This window comes from Paenibacillus mellifer (genome assembly GCF_023195895.1).
Taxonomy (GTDB): domain Bacteria; phylum Bacillota; class Bacilli; order Paenibacillales; family Paenibacillaceae; genus Fontibacillus; species Fontibacillus mellifer.
In genome coordinates this window covers 97,246-119,642 of sequence record NZ_JALPRK010000003.1, presented here as the reverse complement: position 1 = coordinate 119,642, position 22,397 = coordinate 97,246, and the positions used below count along the sequence as shown (strand labels likewise).

The following is a 22,397-nucleotide window of genomic DNA, read 5'->3' as shown; positions in this document are numbered from 1 at the left end:
GGGCTTATCCTGATCCCGAACTCGGTTCGGGTGGTGGTACCCTCACACCTCCGCCCGAAACGTCTTCCCCAGCGGTTCGCCGAGGCCGAAGTAATGGCGGAAGTTGTAAATGAGCGGGCTCCATTGGCGAGGGTCGATGTGGCGGTCGCCGATGACGAGGTCGCGGCGGGCGGCCACGGCCCGGGTTTCGACGATCGCGAAGAAGGGCGCGTGGGCCGGCACGCGGAAATCCATCGCCACCGCCTCGATTTGCAGCGGGCACTCGCGGATGCGGGCGGGCCGTACTTGCTGGGACGGCTGCGGGGTAAGGCCGCTGACCGTGAATTTGTCTTTTTGATAGGTGAAGCCCTGTTGCTTTTTCATGCGGCACGGGGCTTTTTCCGGTGACGGAGGCTAACCGCTCGACTTGTTCCCACATGGAAGGATCGGGTAGGTTGATGACGCATTCCGGGCAGCGCTGCAGGTTTTCGGCGGCTTTCCCGCCCAGTCCGATGCCCAGGACGATGTGGTCCCCGAGTGCCCAAGAGGACGAGATCGGGCTGATATTGGTGCTTCCGTCTTCATTATGGGTCGTGAGAAGGACGACGGGCGTGCCGTAATACAAAATTTTCGGCTGGATGAGCAGGGTATCGCTTGGCGGGTTGGTCGCTTCCGGTCGCAAAGGGGTTCCCTCCTTGGTTTTCAATGGATTCCCGCTCATTGTATAATGGCAACAATACCATGGGGATCGAAATATGGATGACATCCTCAAAAAGGGGGCAACCATTCGCATGAGAGCCGCACCAACGCATACGCAAGCGGCAGTCATCGCTTCGCTTGTCAGCGATCCCAGCCGGTCGGCGATGCTGACGGCCATGCTGGACGGGAGATATCATGCCGCCGGCGAGCTGGCGCGGATGGCCGGGATTCAGGCGCAAACGGCCAGCTTTCACCTGGCCAAGCTGACGGAGGCCGGTTTGGTGGCCGTCGAAAAACAAGGCCGCCACCGCTACTACGGGATCGCAAACCCGGAAGTCGCCCGGGTGTTGGAGTCCTTACTGTCGATCGCGCCGTCGGCGCCGATCCGGTCGTTGCGGCAGGCGACGGAGGACCGGGCGCTGCGGCATGCCCGAACCTGCTATGACCATTTGGCGGGGAATCTGGGAGTTCACCTGACGCAAAGCATGGTGCGCACAGGCATTCTCGACGAAGGAGACGTAGCCTTTGAAGTGACCGCGGAGGGCGAGGCTTTTCTTGAGCGATTCGGGGTCGACATCGACCGGGCTAAGCGCAAACGCCGTTCTTATTCCCATAAATGCCTCGATTGGAGCGAGCGCCAACATCACCTGGCCGGGGCGCTTGGCAACGCCCTGCTGGAGCGGCTGATGGAACTGGGTTGGGTGGAGCGAAGTCCGCGGAGCCGGGCCGTCAAGTTGACCGCGAAGGGGCGGGCAGGGTTCAAGGACACCTTTGCTTTAGACATGGACGCGGAGGAAGGGATCGGTTAGCTGCCGGACCCGAACAGAGTGCATACGCAAAAACCATCTCCTAGAAGAGATGGTTTTTTGCCGTTTCACCGTTAGTGCCGAAGACGTTTCCGTTTGCGTAACGTGCCTGCCCGAAACAGGCGAAGGCTCCGCCGGCTAGCCTTTCCGCGGGTGCGGGAAGCAGCTTTCCCGGCGGCCCTGCGCGTTTGAGAGCGTGCCCCTCTTTTGCGAAGCGCCCCTTTGCGCACTGAACGCTTACGCCGCCGCCGGGTCGGAGACGGTTTCGCCGAGTCCGGCCACAGACTTTGGCAAGCCTGGGTCAAGATCGCCTTGATTTGCTCCTGCTTCTGCGGAGCTTCCGGCTGGGTATAGATCTGGGTAGCCGCCATTAGCGCGGGCTTCAGTCCATTCTTCAAAGCCTCATAGTCGGGTGCCTCGGGCTGCAGATGAAAGAGCCGGGCTCCATGAGCTAAAGTCCGCCGGAGCTGACGGCCGGCAGCCCGGTCCGAGGCGTTCTTGCTGCTGCGCCACGATTTCAGGATCCGCAGCGTATTTTTATACGCTTCCATTCCTTCGGAAGGAGGCAAGATGGCAAACAAGCTGATTTCCGGATCGGAGTATCCATGGTTCTGGTACATGATCCGCAGGTTCTCCCCTTGAGAATCCTCGCTGCGATGGAAGGACGGGTGCTCCTGGTGGTAGCCGACCACTTCGGCAATGCTGATGAACGGACAGCCGCGAAGGTGCAGCCGGTAGCCCAGTTCCCAATCCTCGAGGCCGTGCTTCAGGAAGTCCTCATTAAAGCCGCCGGCTTCTTCAAACAGCCGTTTGGACAGAGAAAGGTTGCGCGTGACCGCCATCAGCCATGGCGCGACGTCGGTGGTGGGGAATTCGCGATAATTCTCCTGAACCGGCTCCCAGGGAGCGACGACTTTTTCCAATTGGCCGGTTCGGTCGAGAAGATCCTCCCGAGTCACGATTTCGATCAGGTTCGGCGCATGCCAATAGTCGTTGCTCCACAGCCCGGAGGCCTGCAGTACTTCAGCGGCGGCAACCTTCTCCTCCGCCGAGAAATCCGGGTAGAGGTGGGGATACGCTTTGATGAACAGGATCGGAACCCCGGAGACGACGGCGTTTCGATGTTGCCGGTGATACAGGTCATGCGTCTTCACGAAATCGGGCGTAACCAGGTAGTCCGGGTCACAGAAGATCAAAATGTCGCCGGAAGCCGCCTCCACCCCTCGGTTCCGGGCCGCCGACCTGCCGGCGGTTTCGTCCAAGGAGACGGGAATAAGCCGGTAAGGGGGCCGGTACCGGCTTAGGCGGTCCATGGTATCGTCGGTGGATCCGTCGTTGACGACCACCACCTCGAATTGGTCATGCGGATAGGTCTGGGTTTCGAACGCCGTTAACGTCAGCATCAAAGGCAGTGCCTTATTGTAGCTGGGGATGATGACACTATATTTCATTGGACACGGATCACCTCGGGCATCGTGATTTCGTACCCATTATACGAATCCCCAGCGGCGGCGAAAGGGACAAAGAACCAGGCCCGGTTACTTTATTTTGATGCGAACCTTTTTCAACGTGGCCCATATGATTCCGAGCGTAAGAGCTGCTAGAAGCAACGTTCCCAGCAAGGATCCCCAAACCGGCAAATGGCCAATATAGACGACGCGGTTAAGGAGATCCTTGAGTTCCAAATCCCACATGGACTCGGACGCAAACAGAACAGCCAGGGCCAGAACGATATACAGCATGCCTCCAAGCTTGCCGAACCGGTAAAAGCCGGCACCGATCACATAACCCGCTAAATAATAAACCAGGGCGTTCAAAAAGTAGACGATCACGGTAAGCAGCCAGGAGGCGTCCTCCCCCAGGAAGGAGACCTTCTCCGGCGCGGGAATCAGCCAATGCTGCAAGCTGCCGAGCACCCCGACGAACCCCATCAGCACGAAAGCAACCGTTGCAGCGGCCAGAGAGGAGCCGCAGAAGTAAGCTGTGCGCGTGACCCCAAATCTAGCGTAGAAACTCAGGAAGCCGGATACCGAGATGATCCCGATGACGAGCATAAACACCTTGGACGGTTGAAAAGCAAACGTCATGAAATTTTGCGCATTGATTTCGATTAACGCATACGCCAAGATGACGAAGCTGATAAACCAGGCAGACCAAGTCAGCTGGAGCCAGGACATATCCGCAGCGACCCGAAGCGCGCGTCCTGCGTGACGAATAGGGCGGGCTTTAATGCTCGGATTGGACCTCATGGGAACCCTCCTCCCCGGTTAAGTGGATAAATAAATCCTGCAGCGGAACCGGGCCGATGTCGAGGCCTTTGCCCGCCGCGGCTCTGCGCCGCGCCTCATCGATTTCCCCATAGACCATAGCGGCTTTCGTTCCGCCCAGCTGTTGAACGTTCAGCACTTTCATGCCTCGCACAAACTCATCGACGTCGGCAGCCGTTCCGGTGATGGATGCGCCGCGGTCCAGCAAACGGTCGATCGACTCCTTGAGCAGCATTCGTCCTTTGTGCAAAATCACCACGTCCTCGAACAAATAATCCATCTCCGATACGAGGTGGGTGGACAGGATGATCGTCCGCGGGTGGCCCGCCTGATCCTCCAGCAATTGCTTGTAAAAAATCTCCCGGGTCGGCGCGTCCATCCCGCGGTAAACCTCGTCAAAGATCGTCACAGGGGACCGGCTCGCCAGCCCGATGACGGCATTCAGCGCCGACTGCATCCCGCTGGAGAGCTTCTTGACCGGCACGTCCTGCGGCAGGCCGAACAAGTGTATCAGTTCCTCGGCATATGCCCGGTCAAAATGGGGGCGGTATCGCTCGGCTACCTGCAGCATGCCCCTCACTTTTTCGCTTTCTTCACTGTAGTCGGTTTCAAAAACGAAGCTGACCTGGGCCATCGTCTCGGCGTGCTCGAACGGATTCCGGCCGCCGATGCGCACCTGTCCTGCCGTTGGCTCTATATAGGAAGCCAGCAGGGAGAGCAGAGTGGTTTTGCCCGCGCCGTTTCTGCCCAGCAGACCATAAATTTTTCCGGCTTCCAGCTCTAAGGTGATATCCGTTAGCGCACGATGGCTGCCAAAATTGACACTCACTTGCTCTAGCATAACGTCAAGGCTCATTTTGAATCCCCTCCTTTGCTTTGGTAATCAACAGATTCATTTCGCCCTCGGCTATGCCCAGCTTCGCGGCTTCCCGCATCATCGGCAGGACGTATTCATCGAGAAACCGTTCTTTGCGCTGCGTCAGCAGTATTTCCTTTGCCTTCTCGGCGACGAACATGCCAACCCCCCTCTTCTTGTACAAAATACCGGCGTCCACCAGCAGATTGATGCCTTTGGCAATCGTCAGGTGATTGATTTTATAAAATTGCACCAGCTGCGTCGTTGACGGAATTTGCTCATGCTCCTTTAGCTGGTCGTTCACGATCTGATCCTCAATCAGCTCTTTGATCTGCAGAAAAATCGGCTTCTTGTCGTCAAAAGACGGACTCAACGGGAAATCACCTCCGTGTCCCTTTATTGTTAGTTATATGGTTATATAGTCTTGTATATAACTATATAAATAAACTTTCCTCCCGTCAACCTTCTTTCGTACCGAGGTACGACGGCATTGCCGCTTAGCCGCCGCCTAGCCGCCGCTTAGCCGCCTTGCCTCTAACGCTTGCAACAAAGCTTATATCCGCCGAAATAGACATGTTGCGATTCTAACGCGGATCACAGAGCCTATTGTTCATTTTTACGAAAAAAAACGGCTGATCTCTGCAAAATAGCGTTGCTCAGAAGCGTTAGAAGTTCTAGAGCGGCAAATTTGCCACATTAGCGTTTCTGATCAGCGTTAGCACAGAATTCGCCACATCAGCGTTGCTCACCAGCGTTAGCGTTGGCACCGTAACCGCACAGTACCCAAAGCGCAAAAAAACGGGCCGCCCGGCCGCAACGACCGGGACAACCCGCTTCCATTTAGATTTTGTCCTGCAAAAAATTCTTAATCTTCGCCAGCGTCGCGGCGGGATCGATGTTTTGCAGCAAATAGTCGGATTCTTTCTTGAAAACGACCTGTTCGGAATAGTTCCGCAAGTACTCTTCGATGACCTCGGGAGGTGCCCCTTCCCGTTCCTCGCGCAGCCGAATGTCTTCCTTCGTCACGTAGAGGAAAATCCGAATCGCCTGCGGCCCAAACCGTTTCCGTAACGCCTGCAAGCCGTCATGATTCACGACGACGATCGCGGCGCCGTGCTGCTCCAAGGCTTCGCTCAGTTCGCGTTCCGCGATTCCGTAGCTGCCGCGCTCCAGGCGGACGCTTTGACTAAACTCTTGCCTGTCGAGCATCGACTGAAAGTCCGCTTCCGCGATAAAACGATAGTGTTCGCCGTCCCGTTCCCCCTTGCGCATGGCACGGGTCGTGTAAGGCAGCACATACGGAAGGTCCAACTCAGCGCTTAGCTGCTTGGCGATGCTCTTACGGCCTGAGCCGCTCGTACCGGTGATGACGATCACCTTGGGCTGCGGGGCGCGATCGTCCGCCAGGGCCGTGTCGGCCGGGCCAAGGGTTTCGTTCTCGTTGCGGACAGGGTCAGAGGTTGATTTCGAGCCTTTCAGCCATTTCCACATCGCGTCTCCGTGCGCGTTATCCGGCTTAACGGGAATGCCGCCGGCAGAACCGCACGGATTCACCTCCTTCGCGAACGTCTTTACTTCCTATGTCGGCAAAAAGAGGGGAAAAATTGAATGAATCCCGGTTATACTCCGGATATATCCGCATTCACGCCGTCCGTTTCCTCAAAACACCCGCCGCGCGGTGACGAACCGCTTTTTCCACTGGCCATCGAACGCTTCGACATGAACTCCCTGCTCCTTGGAGTACGTGTGCAAAATTTGATTGTCGCCGATGTAGATTCCGACGTGGCCGATTTCCAGCCCGCGTGCGCCGAAGAACAGCAGATCCCCCTTGCGCAGTTCGTCCAGACCAACCTCCGTACCTTCTTTGGCTTGGTCATAGGAAACGCGCGGAAGCTCGATCGAGAGAATATCTTCGTACACTCTTTTCACGAAAGAAGAGCAGTCGAACGTTTTCGTCTGGTCCGGCGACGCGCCGAATTCGTAAGGCGTGCCTTCGAACGTTTTGCCATACGCGATCAGCTCGTCCGCCTGCTTGTCCGCGAGGGCGTCGCTCCGATAGTCGGTGTACTTCGGCTTGGCCGATACATAACCGGAGCGACCGTCCGCAGTGCGCACCTCCAGCCAGAGCGCGCCAGCCTCGCGAACGACATGCAGCTTGCTGCCGGCGAGAAGCAGCTCCTCGCCGACTGTTTCGCTATCCGCATCCGGCGCGCTGCGCAGGTTAACGCCCCACGCAACGGTGGTTTCGTATGTAAACGCCGAGGTGATCCGCACCGTGCGGTGCTCGCCGTCCCAAACCACGTCGCAGCCCAGGGCTTCGCTTACGAACCGCAGGGGCACCAGGGAATAACCGTTCATAATCTGTCCAGGTACCGGCAGCGTGAAGGTCTGCCCGTTCAACTGCGCCGTGGGGTCGCCGATCCGGTAAACCAGCTTCATTTGGCCCCGGGTGGCCGTGACGGTCTTGCTCTCGTCGTCCCAAACCAGCTTGGCACCCAGCGCCTCAAAAACGTCGCGGATCGGCAACAGGACGCTGCCGCTCACCAGGACCGGCGACGTCTCCGTCTGCAACGGTCGCCCGTCGAGTTCGACCGCGATGCGGCCCGTTGTGGCGGAGGCGGTTGGAGCGGCCGGGATCGCTGCCGTCAAAGCATCCGAAGCCGCGCTGCCCGCAGGCTCCGCACCGGCCGTTCCCGCCTGGACGGACAGCACGAGGGAGGCTGCCAGCAGCCAGGTGAGTCTTCGTGTTCTTGTGTTGAATGGTTTCGTCATGATAAATCACCTATTTTCTGGATGGATTTATATAGTTGGACGAAACCAAGGCCGATTAGTTGTGTGGAAAATGTTTCCTATCCCTGCGAGCCCAACGGTGTCAGGCGCTCTAAGCCGTTCATATACTTCCGCAGTGCGCGCGGAATCCGGATGCTGCCGTCTTCTTCCTGATGATTTTCCAGTAATGGAATCAGGATACGCGGCGAGGCGACCATGGTGTTGTTCAACGTGTAGCAATATTGCAGCTTGCCGTCCCGGTCTTTGAAGCGGATATTCGAGCGACGCGCCTGAAAATCCAGCAACTGCGACGACGAATGAGTCTCCCCGTAAGCCCCGCGGCTCGGCATCCACGTTTCGATGTCGTATTGCTTATACGTTTTTTGCGACATGTCTCCGGTACAAACCGCCATCACCCGGTAAGGGAGCTCCAGAAGCTGAAGCAGCTCCTCGGCGTTTTGCGTGATTTCCTGAAACAGCCGCTCTGACAGCTCCAGGTCGTTCTCGCACAGCACCACCTGCTCGACCTTCGAGAACTGATGCACGCGGTACAAGCCGTGCACGTCCCTGCCCGCCGAGCCGACCTCGCTGCGGAAACATAACGAAGCCGCGGCCAGCTTCACCGGATGGGTAACGTCGACGATCTCGCGGTCGAAGTACGACACGAGCGGGACCTCGGCGGTGCCGACCAGCCAGCGGTCGTCCTCGGCTATCCGGTATGTCTGATCCGTGCCCAGTGGGAAGAACCCGGTGTTCACGAGCGCCTCCGAGCGAACCATTAACGGGACCTCCAGCAAGGTGAATCCTTTGGCCGCGAGGAGATCCACGGCCAGCTGTTGGACCGCCCGGTGCAGCAGCACCCCTGTGCCGCTCAAGTAGTAGTTGCGCGCACCGGCTGTTTTGACCCCGCGGGGGATGTCGATCATCCGATGAAGCTCGCCTAACGCCACGTGATCCCGCGGTACAAAGTCGAATGCCGCCGGTTCGCCGTCCCGCTTGACCTCGACATTGTCGAGATCCGACCGGCCTTTGGGCGTATCCGGCGAGACCGGGTTAGGGACAAGCAGCATCAGCCGTCGATACTCGCGTTCGGCTTCCTCCAGCTCTTTCTCCAGCCCGCTCAGCCGCCGGTTTAACTGCTTGACCTCTTCTTTCAATGTGGCTGCGGCCTCCGGCCCTTGCTCCCGGAGTTGCGCTTCGATCTGCGGCGTCAGCCGGTTGCGCTCCTGCCGTAACCGCTCCGTCTCCTGCAACAAGGCCCGGCGTTGGTCGTCCCAATGCAATAGCTCCGGGACCGACAAAGCGATCCCTTTTTCCTCCGCTACCGTTTGAACCTGCTCCTGATGCTCCCGAATCCATTTCACGTCTAACATGGGTGATCCGCTCCTTTACGTATGAGAATACAAAAAGCGCCCTTCGTCCGATTGGGACGAGGAGCGCTTATCGACTCGCGGTGCCACCCAAATTGATCAAACCGGCAGGTCCGGTTCAATCCCCTTTAGTTCCGCGGTAACGGGCGGACCCGGTTAGCTTAGGAGGGAGATTTTTGCGCGTTAAGCGCGCAGTTCCCCTTGACGAAAACGCCTCCGAGTTGGATGCTCTTCATAGGCATGATTCCGAGATTTGATTTGTATAGCAGTATAGCGTAAGTGACCCAGGATTTTCAAGAGGGAGGGAAATATCAGATGAGAAAATTGCTGCTTACCGGCTTCGAACCCTTTGGCGGCGAACCGATCAATCCGGCGGTTGAAGCGGTTCGCCGGCTGCAGGGCCGAGGGATCGGCTCCTTTGAGGTCGTAGGGCTGGAGCTTCCGACGGTGTTCGGCCCATCCCTCGAGCGTCTGTTGACCGGTATCCGGGAAACCGAACCCGAGGTGGTGATCGCGTTGGGGCAGGCTGGCGGACGTAAGGGGATCTCGTTCGAGCGGATTGCCGTTAACCTCAGCGATGCCGACATCGCCGACAATGCGGGATATCGGCCGGTCGACGTTCCGGTCGTACCGGAGGGTCCGGCGGCTTACTGGACCACGCTGCCGGTCAAGCGCATGGCGGAACGGCTGCAGGAGAAAGGGATCCCCGCGTCGCTTTCGCTGTCGGCCGGCACCTTTGTGTGCAACCATGTTTTTTACGGGCTGATGCACCATCTCGCCGTCAGCGGCAAGCCGATCCGGGGCGGATTCATCCATGTCCCTTACCTGCCGGAACAGGCGGAACGGCATCCCGGCGCCCCGAGCATGGCGCTGGAGCAGATGGTGGAGGGGTTGGAACAGGCGATTAGAGCGATGACGGAGTAAAAAAGGCGGCTCCGCCAGAGGCCTTACGGTCTTCGGCGGAGCCGCTTTTTTTGTATCTAACCGTGGATTTGAGGACAAACCGTGAACTTTCCCGTTTTCCGCCGCACATCTCATCGCCTAAGTCCGTTAAGCAATGTGAGGGGAGGTTTTCATGTGTCGGTCGACATCGAAGAACTTTACGACAAAATCTATCGCTATTGCTACTATAAGGTCGGCAATGCTTCTTTGGCGGAAGACCTGACGCAGGAAACCTGCCTCAAGTACTTTGCGCAGAACTCATACATCGAACGCGGGAAGCCGCTGGCCTATCTTTACACCATCGCGCGAAATCTGTGCATGGACACGTTCCGCAAAAAACAGCCGGAACAACTGGCCGGAGAGCTGCCCGACACGGATTCGTTGGACCGGTTGGAGCTTCAAATCGTCGTCCGGCAGGCCTTAACAACGCTGCCGGAACTGGAACAGGAGCTGTTGCTATTGCGATACGCAAACGAGCTGGCCGTCAGCGAAATTGCGGCGATCACGGGACTTTCCCGTTTCGCGGTCTACCGGAAGACAAGTTCTGCGCTGGCTGCTCTGAAGGCCATGCTGAAAGGGGAGGATGCTCTTGACTAACCGATGGAAAAACGCCTTGCAAACCGCGTTTGAAGCACCGAAACCCGAGGATAAAGAGCGATTCCTGAAAACGCTGCGTTATCCCAAAATCTCCGGTGCGGATTTCTTCCTCAGCCAGTTTCGCTATATTCGCAAACGGGTCTGGGCGCTTTCCGCCGTGATCGCGGCGATGGGATGGGCCGTTGCCCTATCTTCGCCGCAGGCCAATCTTTGGCATGCGGAAGCGGGCCGGCTCTGGACCCTTTCCGCCCTCCTGCCGTTCTTGGCTTTGCTGACGGCTACGGAACTGTCGCGCTCCACGGGCTGTCGCATGGCGGAGCTGGAATTGAGCTGCCGATTCAGCCTGCCGCAGGTCGTTATGGCGCGGGCCGCTATTTTAGGCGGAGGAAACTTCCTTATATTGTCGCTGCTTCTGACTCTGATTAGCCAGAGGTCGTCCTATGGCTTGCTGCAAGCTGCGACCTACCTGCTCGTTCCCTATCTTATGACCTGCGGCGTCAGCCTGTGGATCGCAAACCGGGTGCGCGGACGGGAAAGCGTCTATGGCTGCGCCGCAGCGGCCTGTCTCGTCAGCATGACGAACGTCGTTGCCGCCGGCGCGTTGCGGTTTCTTTATACCAACGCGTTTCTGGGCTACTGGCTGCTCCTGTTTGCCGCAAGCAGCTTGTTCATCGGCATTCAGTTGCGTGATTTGCATAAACGAACGGAGGAGAGAACATGGGACTTATTCTTGACCGAGTGACCAAGCACTACGGCCCAAAAATCGCCTGCGACCGGATTTCCCTTACGCTTCGTCCCGGCGTGTACGGCCTGCTGGGCGCCAACGGCGCCGGCAAAACGACGCTGATGCGCATGATGTGCGGGGTGCTGGCCCCGACGTCCGGCACCATCGCTTATGAAGGCATCGACGTCAGTCACGAGGATTACCGCGACGCATTGGGATATTTGCCGCAGGATTTCGGTTATTATCCCGAATTTTCGGCGCTTGATTTCATGCTCTACATCGCCACGCTGAAGGGGCTGCCCAAGCCGCGCGCCCTTGAAAAATCGCGGGAATTGCTGGAACTGGTTTCGCTGGAGAAGGAGGCAAACAAGAAGATCAAAACCTTCTCCGGAGGCATGAAACAACGGCTTGGCATCGCGCAGGCGATGTTGAACGACCCCAGGATTTTGATTTTGGACGAGCCGACGGCCGGTCTCGATCCGAAGGAACGGGTGCGCTTCCGCAATTTAATATCCCGGCTTGGCGCGGATCGTATCGTCCTGTTATCCACCCATATCGTCTCGGACGTGGAACACATTGCGGATCTCATCCTGGTAATGAAAGACGGCCAGCTCATCCATCAGGGGACCTTGGAGGAGATTATCCGAACCATACAGGGGAAAGTGTGGGAATGCACCGTTCCGCAAGCGTCGGCGGATGTTTTGTGCGATAAGCATCTGGTCGTTAATCTGCGGCAAGAGGGGGCGGACGTGTTCTTGCGTCTGGTGTGCGAGGAGAAGCCCGGCGACTCAGCGGTCCCCGTACAAGCTACGCTGGAGGATCTTTACCTTTATTATTTCAGCGAGGTGAGCGAACGATGAACGGCTTTTGGAGCCTGGTCGGTTTCGAATATCGAAAAATTTTGCGCAAAAAAAGCGTGGTTATTACCTTGCTGTTAGCGATGATCCTTTCCATGATCAGCTGTTGGGGGACGCTGCTCGGCAACTATTACATCGATGGCAAGCTGTTCGAGTCCCATTATGAAGGCATGGTCAAGGACCGGACTTACGCCCGGTCCCTTGCCGGCCGGGAGATCGGCGCGGGATTGATCCTGGAAGCGGCCCAAGCTTATGCGCAGATCCCGGAAGCTAACCTGTATCAAGGGACCGAGGAATATCAGACGTTGGCTCGGAAGTACAGCGGGATATACTCCATCAGCCGCGCGATTTACAACACCGCCTCACGGCGGTTCAATATGGAGGATTTTCAAGTCCTGACGAAGAAGCAGGCTGACGAATTCTACACCCTGCGCCGGGATAAACAGACGTTGGCCGTGGAACAAACCCGTATGAGTGATCGAGGCAAAGAGGCGGTACTAGCGCTGGATGCCCGGGTAACAACGCCGTTTACTTTTTCTCATACCGAAGGCTATACGCGTTTCTTTACTCTGATGTACTCCGAAGGCTTGATGGCTGCGTTCGTGATGGCGATTTGCATCGCTCCGCTGTTTTCGTCCGAATATGCCACCGGAGCCGATCAGCTCATCCTCGCTTCGAAGCACGGGAAACGCAGGTTGATTAAAGCCAAATTATTTACGGGCTTTTCGTTGGCGGCCGCGATAAGCCTGACCCTGACCGCGTTGAGTTATTTCCTGTCGATGCTCACCTTCGGATTTGAAGGCGGGAACGCGCCGTTGCAGCTCTACTACCCTATGTCGCCCTATCCAGTGACGATGGGGCAGACGGCGCTGCTGCTGTCGATCTGCATTTTTTTCGCCTGCTTGCTCACTTCGGCTATAACCATGCTGCTGTCCGCAAAACTTAAAACTCCGTTCGGGGTCATCGTGCTCATCAGTCTGTTGCTTGTCGTACCTTTGTTCGTCAATGTACACTACGACCGCATATGGCTGTTTAATCTTATCCATCTTCTGCCGACATACATGATGGATTTTGGTCCCGTGACCAGCCCGATCCAGTATGAAACGCTTGGATGGGTAATCCGCCCGTACGTATTCATGCCGTTATTTGCTGCTGTAGTGAGTATCCTGCTTGCACCGCTGGCCTATCGTGCCTTCAAGAACCATCAAATCGTTTAGCCGACCCGGTTATTTCGCTCCATCCGCAGCGCCTTGCGCGCGGCTTCTTTCAAGGCGGCCATCATCTGCAAGTATGGATGGGGCCCGTAACTGACGCGGGCGACGCCTAACTCGGCCAGCTCGCGGGGCGAAGGCGAGGACGCGCCGCCAACCATGATGTTGACCGGGAGCGGGGACGATTGGCACAAAGCCTCGATCAACCGCAGGTCGCTCAGGCCCGGCACGAACAAACCGTTGGCTCCGGCCGAAACATGCAGTTCTGCCAGAGCGAGGGCTTGTTCAATTTGCTTGGTTCGAATAGGCATCGTAGGCTCCTCCTTCTTGTTTCTCGTGCTTCAGCAGCCAGCTTTTGCGGGACAGTCCGCCGCCATAACCCCCGAGATCGCCGTTTGCGTTGATGACGCGGTGACAGGGGATGACAAGGGCCAGTTGATTGGCCCCATTGGCTTGGGCGACGGCGCGGAAGGCCGACGGAGAGCCAACTTCTGAGGCCAGCTCGGCATACGAGCGCGTCTCCCCGGGAGGGATTTGCCGCAGCCGGGTCCATACCTGCTGCTGAAACGGCGTACCGAGCAATCGCAGCGGAGTGGTGAACTCGGTTAACCGTCCGTCGAAGTATTGGGCGAGCTCTCTCTCAATCGAGCGGATCGGACCGGTGAATCCAGGGATCACTGCGGATTTCGTCCGCTTGCGGAGCCGCTCGACTTCGCGCTCCAAACCGCGGCGGTCCACGAACTCCAGCAGGTACAACGCTTCCTCATCGGCAATCGCGATCATCGGCCCAAGCGGGGTGTCGAGCCATGCCGCCCGCAGCACGCGATTCTCCTCCAGGCGAGATGGCGCAGCCCCCATAATCCGGGAGAAGGCGTCCCGGAAGCCGCTGCTCGACTCATATCCCATAGCAAGCTGGGCGTCGATGACCGGCCGGCCTGAGCGGATGTTCCCCAGCGCCAGACCCATGCGCCGGGCGCGGGCATATTCCACGAAGGTCATGCCAAAACGCTTCTTGAACTGGCGGCGCGCCGTGGACGCGTCGACAGAGAGTTGCCTGAAGTCTTCGTCCTTCCAGCGCTTCTCCGGATGAGCCTCGACCGCTTCCACCAGCTGGCGGACCAGATCCGACACGCGGCTTGGATGGGATAACGGGCGACAGCGTTGGCAGGGCCGAAACGAGGCGAGCAGCGCTTCCTTGGCGGTCTCGTAAAATTCGCAGTTTTCGAATTTCGGTTTTCGCGCTGGGCAAGTGGGCCGGCAGAAGACGCCGGTGGTTTTGACGCCAACGTAAAATACCCCTTCATACTCCGTATTTTTCTCCAATAGAGCTTGATAATACTCTTCTTTCCATTCGGCGAGAATCATTCAGGCAGGGCCCTCCTTGTCGTTCAACTTTGTTCCCCCATTATATCGTTTGCAGCAAGGCGGTGCCGCCGAAAATCAGGCATTGATTTTCCGGTCAAGACTTCCATTGTGGGCGAGTGAGATTTGTTATATGATATCATGGTAAATTGGGTAAACACGCTAGGATTTATGGGGCCATCCGCAGTTCTAACGCTTGCCACAGCGCTTAATAGTGATCCACAGCGTTGTTAGAAACGGTACAATGAGGAAATCCTTCAAATAGATTTTCTCATCCGCGTTAGAGCAGTGGGAACAACCTGAGGGCATCCATGGCATGGAGAAGCACTAGGAGGGCCGCCCCGAAATCTAGTTTGAAACGATAAATTCTTTGGTAGTGGAGGAAACGATGTATCCTAAAGACTTCAACTATAAAATGCCCGCCGAATGGGCGGCACATGAACGTACTTTTATCTCCTGGCCGGTACAGGAGTCGATGGTTTATCCCGACCGGTACGCCGAGGTGTGCGACGGGTATGCCGAATTCATTACGGCGATCGCCGAATTTGAACCGATCACCGTGGTTGTGAATCCGGATGATATACAGAAGGTGAAGGCCCGCTTCGAGCAGGATCCAAACACAGGTCGCATCTCTTATCTGCCGATTGAGCATAACGATGCTTGGCTGCGCGACAACGGCCCGACGTTCCTCGTCCATCCAGAAGGGGAGTTGGCCGGGGTCAACTGGGGATTTAACGCCTGGGGCGGCAAGTATTCGCCGTGGGATCTGGACGATGCAGTCGCGCCGCAAATCCTGGAAGCCCTCAAAGTCAAACAATTCGACGCGCCATTGGTGCTCGAGGGCGGTTCGATCCATACGGACGGAGAAGGTACGCTGCTGACTACCGAGGAGTGCCTGCTGAACAAGAACCGCAACCCGCACATGAGCCGGGAAGAGATCGAGGCAGCGGTCAAGAACTTCACGAACGTTGACCAAATCATCTGGCTGAAACGCGGCCTGAGCGGGGACGAAACGGACGGACATATCGACAATGTGGCTTGCTTCGCCGCGCCGGGTAAGGTGATTCTGCAAGTGTGCGACGATCCGAGCGACGACAACTATGCGATTACGCAGGAAAATATCGCGATCCTGAGCGAAGCAACGGACGCCCAAGGCCGTAAGCTGGAGATCCTTCCGATCCCGCAGCCGCCGCAGGCGTTCTACGAAGACAGCCGTCTGACGCTGAGCTATTTGAATTTTTATTTCGTCAACGGCGGTATCATTTTGCCGGTCTTTGGCGGGGCTGCGGTGGAAACCGACCGCCAGGCCGTGAAGGTATTGAGCGAGGCATTCCCGGATCGCAAGATCCGTACCGTCGACGGCATGGCCATCATCCGCGAGGGCGGCAACGTGCATTGCACGACGCAGCAAATGGCGGCAAGACGCCCATAAACTTTTAGCGAAAGGGGTTCGATCATCGACATGAGAAACGTCAAAGTGGCAGCGACGCAAATGAGCTGCTCATCCAATAGAGAAGAGAATATCGCCAAAGCCGATCAGCTGGTTCGACAAGCGGCGGCGCAAGGGGCACAGATTATCCTGCTGCAGGAGCTGTTCGAAACCCCTTATTTCTGCCAAAAAGAAAAGTCCGACTACTACATCTATGCGACGGAGCTGGAGGAGAACGCAGCGATCCAGCATTTCCGTAAAGTGGCTAAGGAGCTGGAAGTGGTTCTGCCGATCAGCTTCTATGAGAAAAAGAACAACGCCCGTTACAACTCGCTGGCCGTGATCGACGCCGACGGCGAGGTTCTCGGACGTTACCGCAAGAGCCATATCCCGGACGGGCCGGGGTATGAGGAGAAGTTTTATTTTAATCCGGGAGATACCGGGTTTAAAGTGTGGAAGACGCGCTACGCGAAGATTGGCGTCGGCGTCTGCTGGGATCAGTGGTACCCGGAAGCCGCCCGCTGCATGGCGCTGATGGGCGCCGAGCTGCTGTTCTATCCGACGGCGATCGGCTCCGAACCGCAGGACGGCTCGATCGACTCCAAGGATCACTGGCAATTGTGCATGCTCGGGCATGCTGCTTCCAACCTGGTGCCGGTGATCGCTTCGAATCGGGTCGGCATGGAAACCGACGAAGAGTCGAGCATCACTTTCTATGGCTCGTCCTTCATCGCCGGACCGCAAGGCAACAAAGTCGCGGAAGCCGACCGTACAGAGGAGACCGTACTGGTGGCGGAATTTGACCTAGACCAGCTGGAGATTCAGCGGATCGAATGGGGCATCTTCCGCGACCGTCGGCCGGACCTGTACAAGATCATCACCTCCTACGACGGCGAGCTTCGCATCGACTAAACCGCATAAGCCACGCCAGCTCGTGAAGCCCCCAATTCCACCGTGTTTTGTGATTGGGGGCTTTTGCCGATGAATTAGGCACACTAGAGTTCAGGGTGACCTTATTTCAGATGCCCGGACGTTCATAGAAAGAAGGGATAAGAGTGGCACGATCGCTGTATTTTGCATTAATTCTACTTAGTTTGATTTGGGGCGGCTCGTTTTTCTTCATCAAAATCCTGCTGCCCGACTTCGGGCCCTGGACCGTCGCATTTCTGCGTTCGACCTTCGGGCTCGCAACAATTACGGGGGTGATGCTCGTCCTGCGCAAGCCGTTTGGGTTTCGTGCGATTCCCTGGGTGGCCATGGTCATTATGGCGCTGGTCAACACGGCGATTCCTTGGGCGTTGATCGGATTCAGCGAGACGCGGCTGACGAGCAGCTTGGCATCGGTGCTGAACGCTACGACCCCGCTCTGGACGCTGGTGGTGGGCGTCGTGTTCTTCCGCGTCGCCACGACCCGCATGCAGTGGGCGGGGATGGGCATCGCCTTCCTTGGTTTGCTCGTGCTTGTTGGCGTCAGCCCAACCTCACTCGCCTCGGTGGATCTGCTTGGGTTCACTTGCATGCTGGCGGCAACGCTGTGTTATGCGGTGGGTACGCACCTGTCCAAGCGACTGTCCGGCGGACTATCGATGTATCAGGTCACCTTCGGCACGCTGATTAGTGCGATGGCGGGCAGCGGGCTCATGGCGCTGACCCTCGAACGGGACTCGCTGGCGCCGCTGGCTTCCCTTCCCACGCTTGGCGCGGTGATTGGCCTAGGTGTGTTCGGTTCGGGGGTGGCCTATATTCTGTTTTACTTTATGGTACAAAAAGGAACCCCGCAATTCGCCACCACCGTCACGTATCTCGTTCCGGCTAGTGCGATTATTTGGGGGTTCACGTTGCTGAACGAGCCGGTGAGCTGGCGTTTGCTGGCCGGACTGGTGTTTATCCTCGGCGGAGTGTATCTCGCGAATCGGAGCAGCTCGCGCAGCGCCAGACAGGCAACCAAACGCCAGGAGAGCCCGACTGCTTCTGATGCTGGTGCTGGCGCTGGCACCGAACCGGACGCGGCAGCCCTCCCGGCCAATCCGCCTCGTTAGCCTTCGGCCCGCAAGGCGAGGGGCTCCGGCAAACGGAACCATTCGTCCAGGTCGATCCGGGGTTCTCCGCGTCGATGGTACCACTCATTGGTTCGTGGATCGTAGGTATAGTCCCTGGCCCAATTTCGACCCTGGGCGGCCACCTGACGAATTGCATCTCCGGTATAAGCGACTTCGCCCGTCGTCATCATCGGATGCAAGGAGATTCGCACCCAGCCGGGTTTTGCCGTGAAGTCGCCGCCGGCGATTCGCCGGGCGATGCGCTGCGAGGCGGCCTGATCCAGTCCAAGCAGGTAATGGCCGTACGTTCCCGCACAGGAGCAACCGCCCCGTGCCTGGATGCCAAAACGGTCGTTCAGGAGTTTGACGGCCAGGTTATAATGGATCGGCTCTAAGGTGAAGGAGACAATGCCAAGACGCTCACGGCTGCTGCCGCCTAAGACGTTCAGGCCCGGGATGGCTTCAAACTCCGTCAGCAGCCGGTTCGTCAGCTCTCGCTCCCGGCGCAGCAGGCGGCCGATACCCATCTGCTCCTTGAGTCGCAAACTTAATGCCGTACGGATCGCCTGCATGACCCCCGGCGTCCCGCCATCCTCCCGCGTTTCGGCGTCGGGCAGATACTGGACTACGCCCCACGGGCTGGTCCAGGACACGGTACCGCCTCCCGGGCGGTCCGGCGACGCCCCTGCGCACAGCCCCGCATCCATCACCAGCACCCCGCCTGTGCCGGGGCCGCCCAGGAATTTATGCGGGGAGAAGAGGAGGGCGTCGAGCCGCTCCTCCGGCGCTCCCGGCGGGTGCATGTCGATCGGCGTATAGGGCGCGCTGGCGGAGTAATCCGCCACGCAGATGCCGCCGTGCCGATGCATCACCCGGGCGAGCTCGTGAATCGGCGTGACAAAGCCGGTCACGTTAGAACAGGCGGTGAATGCACCAATCTTGACGCGACGATTCCGATAGCGGCGGAGCACCAAGTCCAACCGGTTGGGATCAACGCGTCCGTCCGCCCCTGGCGGAATGCATACGACTTCGCCCATCGTTTCCGTCCAGGAGATGTGGTTGGAGTGGTGCTCCATATGCGTGACAAAAATAACCGGCCGCTCCCGCTCGGCCATCCCCCTCCGGAATGGCTCTCGCCAAGGGGCAGGGGCCTTCAACCCAAGCAGGCGCTGCAGCTTGTTTACCGCCCCCGTCATCCCTGTCCCCTCGAACAGTAGGATGTCGTTTGGACCGGCGTGGACATGGTGTTTGACGATCCGCTTGGCTTCTTCATAGGCGGTGGTCATGGCGGTGCCGGTAATGTTGGCGGCGGTGTGGGGATTGCCTGCGAGCGGACCAAACTCCTGGGCCAGCTTCGTTTCAATCGGCCGATACAGGCGGCCGCTGGCTGCCCAATCGGCATACCGCAGCGTTTGGATTCCGTACGGCGTCATAAATAGGTGCCGGTAGCCGATCGTATTTTCCCGGTAAACCTCGAATTCCAATTCCTCTGTCTCCAGCAAGCCGAGTCTCCCCCTATAGGTAACTGTAATCACGCTTTAGGTTATGTGCATTCGCCTAGGGGCGTTAGGGGGAAGGGAGAGAGTTCGGAAAACGTCCACAAAGGGGACGAGCGGCTCGCAGAAGACAGCCTAGACTTCAAATAAACAGCTGAATGTCCGATTCCAACGCATCGCGCAGGTATGTTTGGGCATCGATGATCTCCAACTCCGGGAGGAACTCCTCCGGCTTGAAGCCCATGATGTCGACCGACAGCTTGCAGCCGTAGAACTTGATGTTCTTCTTACGGGCTCCTTTCAAGAAATGGATCAGCCGGGGGGCTTCCTGGTCTTCGATCATTTCGTTCAGCATCCATTTGCCAAGCCCGCTGTAATTCATTTTGGAGAGCGGCAACTCCTCCGGCCCTTTGGGGGTCATCCAGGTCATCAGCTTTTCGTACAGCGACTTGTCCTCCAGCGTCATTTTCTCCGGATCGCGCACGAGAAGCAGGCCCCAGAAAGCAAAAAACATCGTCACTTCCACGTCGATATCCCGAGCGCTGTTTGCCAGAATCAACCCGGCCATCGCTTTATCATAATCCCCGCTGAACATCAGCAAGTTCATCCTTCTTTGCGCCATCGCGACCAAGCCTCCATCATTGTTGTTGGATAAAGCTGGTATTAGTATGGTTCAGGAGAGGCCGTCTATCCTCGGTTCATAAATCGCTCAAAATTTACTGCAATTTGGGGTCGATTGGGGTGGGATGGTGATTTTGTCGAACCTCTTGGAATAATACCGAGGTTTCTAGGGACATGCCCGGCTGGATTCCCAGGATTCGCTCCAGGTCCCCTATCGTGACAGGTCTGGCGTGCTCCATCAACTCATAGCCGATCTGGCCGTTCGTCTCCAGAGTGGCGGTTTTGACGTCAGCGATATTCTTGATGCCAAGCTGTCTTAACCGAACCTCCAAATGGTCCACAGTCAGGCGCATTTTGCGCAAATTCCCAGTGAGAAGTTGGCCGTTCTGAATAATCGGGAGCGCCCGACCGCTCATCACTCGTTCCAACCCGTCCCACTTAACCTGGAGATATTCAAGGATAATTAGGCAAATGATGAAGAGGGTTGCCGAGCCGATGGCTTTCCACAACTCATGATTGGCGATCGGCTGGACAATCGTGGTACCGATCGAAATCATGATGACCGTTGTAGCCACTGTCATTTGGGAAATCGACTTTCTACCGGCGAGACGCAAGAGCACCATGCCAACCAATGCTAATAAAACGGATTTCCAAATCCAATCCAATTCCATGAGGTAAATCCCTCCATATCCACATCGATAACCGTAACTTGCACATTCCTCGGCTTTTTATGCAATCCCCTTTTTACTCCCGGGACACTTCCAGAATCCACCGCTTATCTGTCCTTCTCATTTCCTGTACGATGGAAGGAGTCCAACTATTCTATCTGCTAGGGGTTGACATCATGAGTCATAAGAAGTGGACGCTGGGCATTACAGGGGCAATCGCCGGTACCTTGTTATTTGGCAGCGTATCCAACGCAGCGCCGTACACGGTGAAATCAGGGGATTCCCTATGGAAAATCGCAACAGCCTACCAAATCAGCATAACTCAGTTAAAATCGATGAATCAGTTAACCAACGATTGGATTTATCCGGGGCAAGTGCTAGAGGTGCCCGGACCAACAGCTTATACCGTGCAAAATGGAGAAACGATGTGGTTGATCAGCTTGAAATTTAAGGTTTCGTTGAATTCGCTGATTTCAGCAAACCCGCAATTATCGAATCCCAATAACATCTGGGCCGGATTGCAAATCAACCTTCCGGCGGAAGCGAAATCAACCAATGCTGTGGCCAAGCCGGATCGGTTCGAAAATGGCTTCTTCCCGCTCGCCAAGGGGACGTACACTCCGATGACGAACAGTTATGGTGATGGACGGGCCTGGGCAGAAGATGGCACCGCCCAGCGCTCGCACGAGGGGATCGACATTTTTGCCGATGAAGGGACTCCCGTCTACAGCGCGATGGCCGGAGAAGTCATCAATTATGGCTGGAACGAGCTCGGTGGCTGGCGACTGACCGTGCGGGTCGATGGCTCTACCGCATTTTACTATGCGCATCTATCGCGTTATGCGAAGGGAATCGGTACGGGCAGCAAAGTGACGAAAGGCCAGTTGATCGGTTACGTGGGCAGCACAGGCTACGGTCCGGAAGGGACTTCCGGTCTATTCCTGCCGCATTTACATTTTGGCATCTACCAGACGTCGCCGTGGAAAGCCCTCAACGCTTACCCGTACCTAAGCTGGTGGGAAGCGAATCGTTCCTAACAGGGCCGAAGGCTCTTGATTCCCGGGGTACCTTTGAGGTACCCTTTCTTTACGCCGTCTGCAACCAAACCGGCGATCCCACGTTATTCAGTTTGAGGTGATTGTTTTGAAGAAATCGGCTTTAGGATTGGCGGCGGCATTAGGGCTGCTCTTGCTTGCCGGGTGCAGCTCGTTTGATCCGGTCGACCAGGCGCTGACCCGACTAAGACCGGCTGAAAACGGGGCTGCCTCCCAGCAAACGGACAGACCCTTCACTGTTGAGTTATCCGTTCCGAAGCGAGCGGGTTTAGACGAGACGTTTACGCTGATTGCCAGCCTGCACAATCTGTCAAAACAACGGTTTGAACTGCAGAGCAAGCCACGGATGTTTCATTACCTGATTGTAGACAGTGCGGGGAACCGGGTGAACACGATCACCGAGGTGGACAGCGCGGTAGCTCGCAGCATGGGGGGCGAAACGGATATCAACGAGTTTTTCGAAACCCGAATCGATCGGATCGGCACGTATGAAATTTATGCGGTCGCTGAATTTTCGGTCAAAGAGGATGGCGTATACAAGGACCTCACGTATGAGACGGAACATCACCGCATTGAAATCGGCCCCTACAGCTGACAAAGAGCAGACCCGAAGGATCTAAAGGGATCCCCGGCATCTGCTCTTTTTGGTG

General features: G+C 57.1%; 23 protein-coding genes and 1 pseudogene. 11 read left to right on the top strand and 13 right to left on the bottom strand.

What is annotated here, in order from left to right; genetic code table 11:
- Positions 1 to 42: 42 nt before the first annotated feature.
- Positions 43 to 625, bottom strand: a pseudogene (locus M0651_RS04940) (flavin reductase family protein).
- A gap of 145 nt (positions 626 to 770) precedes the next feature.
- Between M0651_RS04940 and M0651_RS04935 the strand changes: the two are divergent.
- Positions 771 to 1,487 (top strand): ArsR/SmtB family transcription factor, encoded by a 717-nt coding sequence (locus M0651_RS04935; protein WP_248550736.1) that lies wholly within the window; start codon positions 771 to 773, stop codon positions 1,485 to 1,487.
- Positions 1,488 to 1,558: 71 nt separating this feature from the next.
- On the opposite strand, the gene M0651_RS04930 is transcribed toward M0651_RS04935, so the two are convergent.
- From M0651_RS04930 to serS, 7 genes are all read right to left on the bottom strand, one after another.
- On the bottom strand, positions 1,559 to 2,935 hold the full coding sequence (locus tag M0651_RS04930; RefSeq protein ID WP_248550735.1) for a glycosyltransferase family 2 protein: 1,377 nt from the start codon (positions 2,933 to 2,935) through the stop codon (positions 1,559 to 1,561).
- An 87-nt stretch (positions 2,936 to 3,022) separates the two neighbouring features.
- Positions 3,023 to 3,733: a hypothetical protein gene (locus M0651_RS04925; protein ID WP_248550734.1), complete on the bottom strand. Its 711-nt coding sequence runs from the start codon at positions 3,731 to 3,733 to the stop codon at positions 3,023 to 3,025.
- The gene (locus tag M0651_RS04920; RefSeq protein WP_248550733.1) at positions 3,711 to 4,607 is read right to left on the bottom strand and encodes an ATP-binding cassette domain-containing protein; all 897 of its coding nucleotides are present in this window, start codon (positions 4,605 to 4,607) and stop codon (positions 3,711 to 3,713) included. The genes M0651_RS04925 and M0651_RS04920 overlap by 23 nt, the downstream gene beginning before the upstream one ends.
- On the bottom strand, positions 4,597 to 4,980 hold the full coding sequence (locus M0651_RS04915; RefSeq protein ID WP_248550732.1) for a GntR family transcriptional regulator: 384 nt from the start codon (positions 4,978 to 4,980) through the stop codon (positions 4,597 to 4,599). Before M0651_RS04915 ends, M0651_RS04920 begins: the two co-directional genes overlap by 11 nt.
- 467 nt (positions 4,981 to 5,447) lie before the next feature.
- Positions 5,448 to 6,161: a guanylate kinase gene (locus M0651_RS04910; RefSeq protein ID WP_248550731.1), complete on the bottom strand. Its 714-nt coding sequence runs from the start codon at positions 6,159 to 6,161 to the stop codon at positions 5,448 to 5,450.
- A 105-nt stretch (positions 6,162 to 6,266) separates the two neighbouring features.
- A complete protein-coding gene (locus M0651_RS04905; protein ID WP_248550730.1) occupies positions 6,267 to 7,379 on the bottom strand; it encodes a C40 family peptidase in 1,113 nt (370 codons plus the stop codon).
- Positions 7,380 to 7,456: 77 nt separating this feature from the next.
- Positions 7,457 to 8,749, bottom strand: a complete 1,293-nt coding sequence (gene serS / locus M0651_RS04900) for a serine--tRNA ligase (RefSeq protein ID WP_248550729.1) — start codon at positions 8,747 to 8,749, stop codon at positions 7,457 to 7,459.
- A gap of 312 nt (positions 8,750 to 9,061) precedes the next feature.
- Between serS and pcp the strand changes: the two genes are divergently transcribed.
- From pcp to M0651_RS04875, 5 genes are all read left to right on the top strand, one after another.
- Entirely contained in the window at positions 9,062 to 9,670 is a 609-nt protein-coding gene (pcp, locus tag M0651_RS04895; RefSeq protein ID WP_248550728.1) for a pyroglutamyl-peptidase I, read from the top strand.
- A gap of 153 nt (positions 9,671 to 9,823) precedes the next feature.
- Entirely contained in the window at positions 9,824 to 10,285 is a 462-nt protein-coding gene (locus M0651_RS04890; protein WP_248550727.1) for an RNA polymerase sigma factor, read from the top strand.
- Positions 10,278 to 11,027 carry a hypothetical protein gene (locus tag M0651_RS04885; RefSeq protein ID WP_248550726.1) on the top strand — a complete coding sequence of 250 codons (750 nt, stop codon included), beginning with the start codon at positions 10,278 to 10,280 and terminating at the stop codon, positions 11,025 to 11,027. The genes M0651_RS04890 and M0651_RS04885 overlap by 8 nt, the downstream gene beginning before the upstream one ends.
- The gene (locus M0651_RS04880; RefSeq protein WP_248550725.1) at positions 11,003 to 11,869 is read left to right on the top strand and encodes an ABC transporter ATP-binding protein; all 867 of its coding nucleotides are present in this window, start codon (positions 11,003 to 11,005) and stop codon (positions 11,867 to 11,869) included. Before M0651_RS04885 ends, M0651_RS04880 begins: the two co-directional genes overlap by 25 nt.
- A complete protein-coding gene (locus M0651_RS04875; protein ID WP_248550724.1) occupies positions 11,866 to 13,083 on the top strand; it encodes an ABC transporter permease in 1,218 nt (405 codons plus the stop codon). Before M0651_RS04880 ends, M0651_RS04875 begins: the two co-directional genes overlap by 4 nt.
- Here the strand turns inward: M0651_RS04875 and M0651_RS04870 are convergent.
- Positions 13,080 to 13,388, bottom strand: coding sequence for an isocitrate lyase/phosphoenolpyruvate mutase family protein (locus M0651_RS04870; protein ID WP_248550723.1), 309 nt, complete (start codon positions 13,386 to 13,388; stop codon positions 13,080 to 13,082). The two genes, M0651_RS04875 and M0651_RS04870, sit on opposite strands and share 4 nt — an antisense overlap.
- On the bottom strand, positions 13,363 to 14,442 hold the full coding sequence (locus tag M0651_RS04865; protein ID WP_248550722.1) for a bifunctional transcriptional activator/DNA repair enzyme AdaA: 1,080 nt from the start codon (positions 14,440 to 14,442) through the stop codon (positions 13,363 to 13,365). The genes M0651_RS04870 and M0651_RS04865 overlap by 26 nt, the downstream gene beginning before the upstream one ends.
- A 385-nt stretch (positions 14,443 to 14,827) precedes the next feature.
- Here M0651_RS04865 and M0651_RS04860 point away from each other — a divergent pair, with 385 nt between their 5' ends.
- The 3 genes from M0651_RS04860 (at position 14,828) to M0651_RS04850 (ending at position 17,907) form a co-directional block, all read left to right on the top strand.
- Positions 14,828 to 15,871 carry an agmatine deiminase family protein gene (locus tag M0651_RS04860; RefSeq protein ID WP_248550721.1) on the top strand — a complete coding sequence of 348 codons (1,044 nt, stop codon included), beginning with the start codon at positions 14,828 to 14,830 and terminating at the stop codon, positions 15,869 to 15,871.
- A gap of 30 nt (positions 15,872 to 15,901) precedes the next feature.
- Positions 15,902 to 16,780 (top strand): N-carbamoylputrescine amidase, encoded by an 879-nt coding sequence (gene aguB / locus M0651_RS04855; protein WP_248550720.1) that lies wholly within the window; start codon positions 15,902 to 15,904, stop codon positions 16,778 to 16,780.
- Between the two features lie 143 nt (positions 16,781 to 16,923).
- Complete coding sequence (locus tag M0651_RS04850) at positions 16,924 to 17,907, top strand: DMT family transporter (protein ID WP_248550719.1); 984 nt, start codon at positions 16,924 to 16,926, stop codon at positions 17,905 to 17,907.
- Here M0651_RS04850 and M0651_RS04845 read toward each other — a convergent pair.
- The 3 genes from M0651_RS04845 to M0651_RS04835 form a co-directional block, all read right to left on the bottom strand.
- Positions 17,904 to 19,409: an aminotransferase class V-fold PLP-dependent enzyme gene (locus M0651_RS04845; protein ID WP_248550718.1), complete on the bottom strand. Its 1,506-nt coding sequence runs from the start codon at positions 19,407 to 19,409 to the stop codon at positions 17,904 to 17,906. The two genes, M0651_RS04850 and M0651_RS04845, sit on opposite strands and share 4 nt — an antisense overlap.
- A gap of 136 nt (positions 19,410 to 19,545) precedes the next feature.
- Positions 19,546 to 20,025 carry a DsrE/DsrF/DrsH-like family protein gene (locus tag M0651_RS04840; protein WP_248550717.1) on the bottom strand — a complete coding sequence of 160 codons (480 nt, stop codon included), beginning with the start codon at positions 20,023 to 20,025 and terminating at the stop codon, positions 19,546 to 19,548.
- 94 nt (positions 20,026 to 20,119) lie between these two features.
- Positions 20,120 to 20,695, bottom strand: coding sequence for a DUF421 domain-containing protein (locus tag M0651_RS04835; RefSeq protein ID WP_248550716.1), 576 nt, complete (start codon positions 20,693 to 20,695; stop codon positions 20,120 to 20,122).
- Positions 20,696 to 20,868: 173 nt separating this feature from the next.
- On the opposite strand from M0651_RS04835, the gene M0651_RS04830 reads away from it, so the two are divergent.
- Positions 20,869 to 21,729, top strand: a complete 861-nt coding sequence (locus M0651_RS04830; RefSeq protein ID WP_248550715.1) for a LysM peptidoglycan-binding domain-containing protein — start codon at positions 20,869 to 20,871, stop codon at positions 21,727 to 21,729.
- 106 nt (positions 21,730 to 21,835) lie between these two features.
- Positions 21,836 to 22,342 (top strand): hypothetical protein, encoded by a 507-nt coding sequence (locus M0651_RS04825; protein ID WP_248550714.1) that lies wholly within the window; start codon positions 21,836 to 21,838, stop codon positions 22,340 to 22,342.
- Positions 22,343 to 22,397 lie beyond the last annotated feature (55 nt).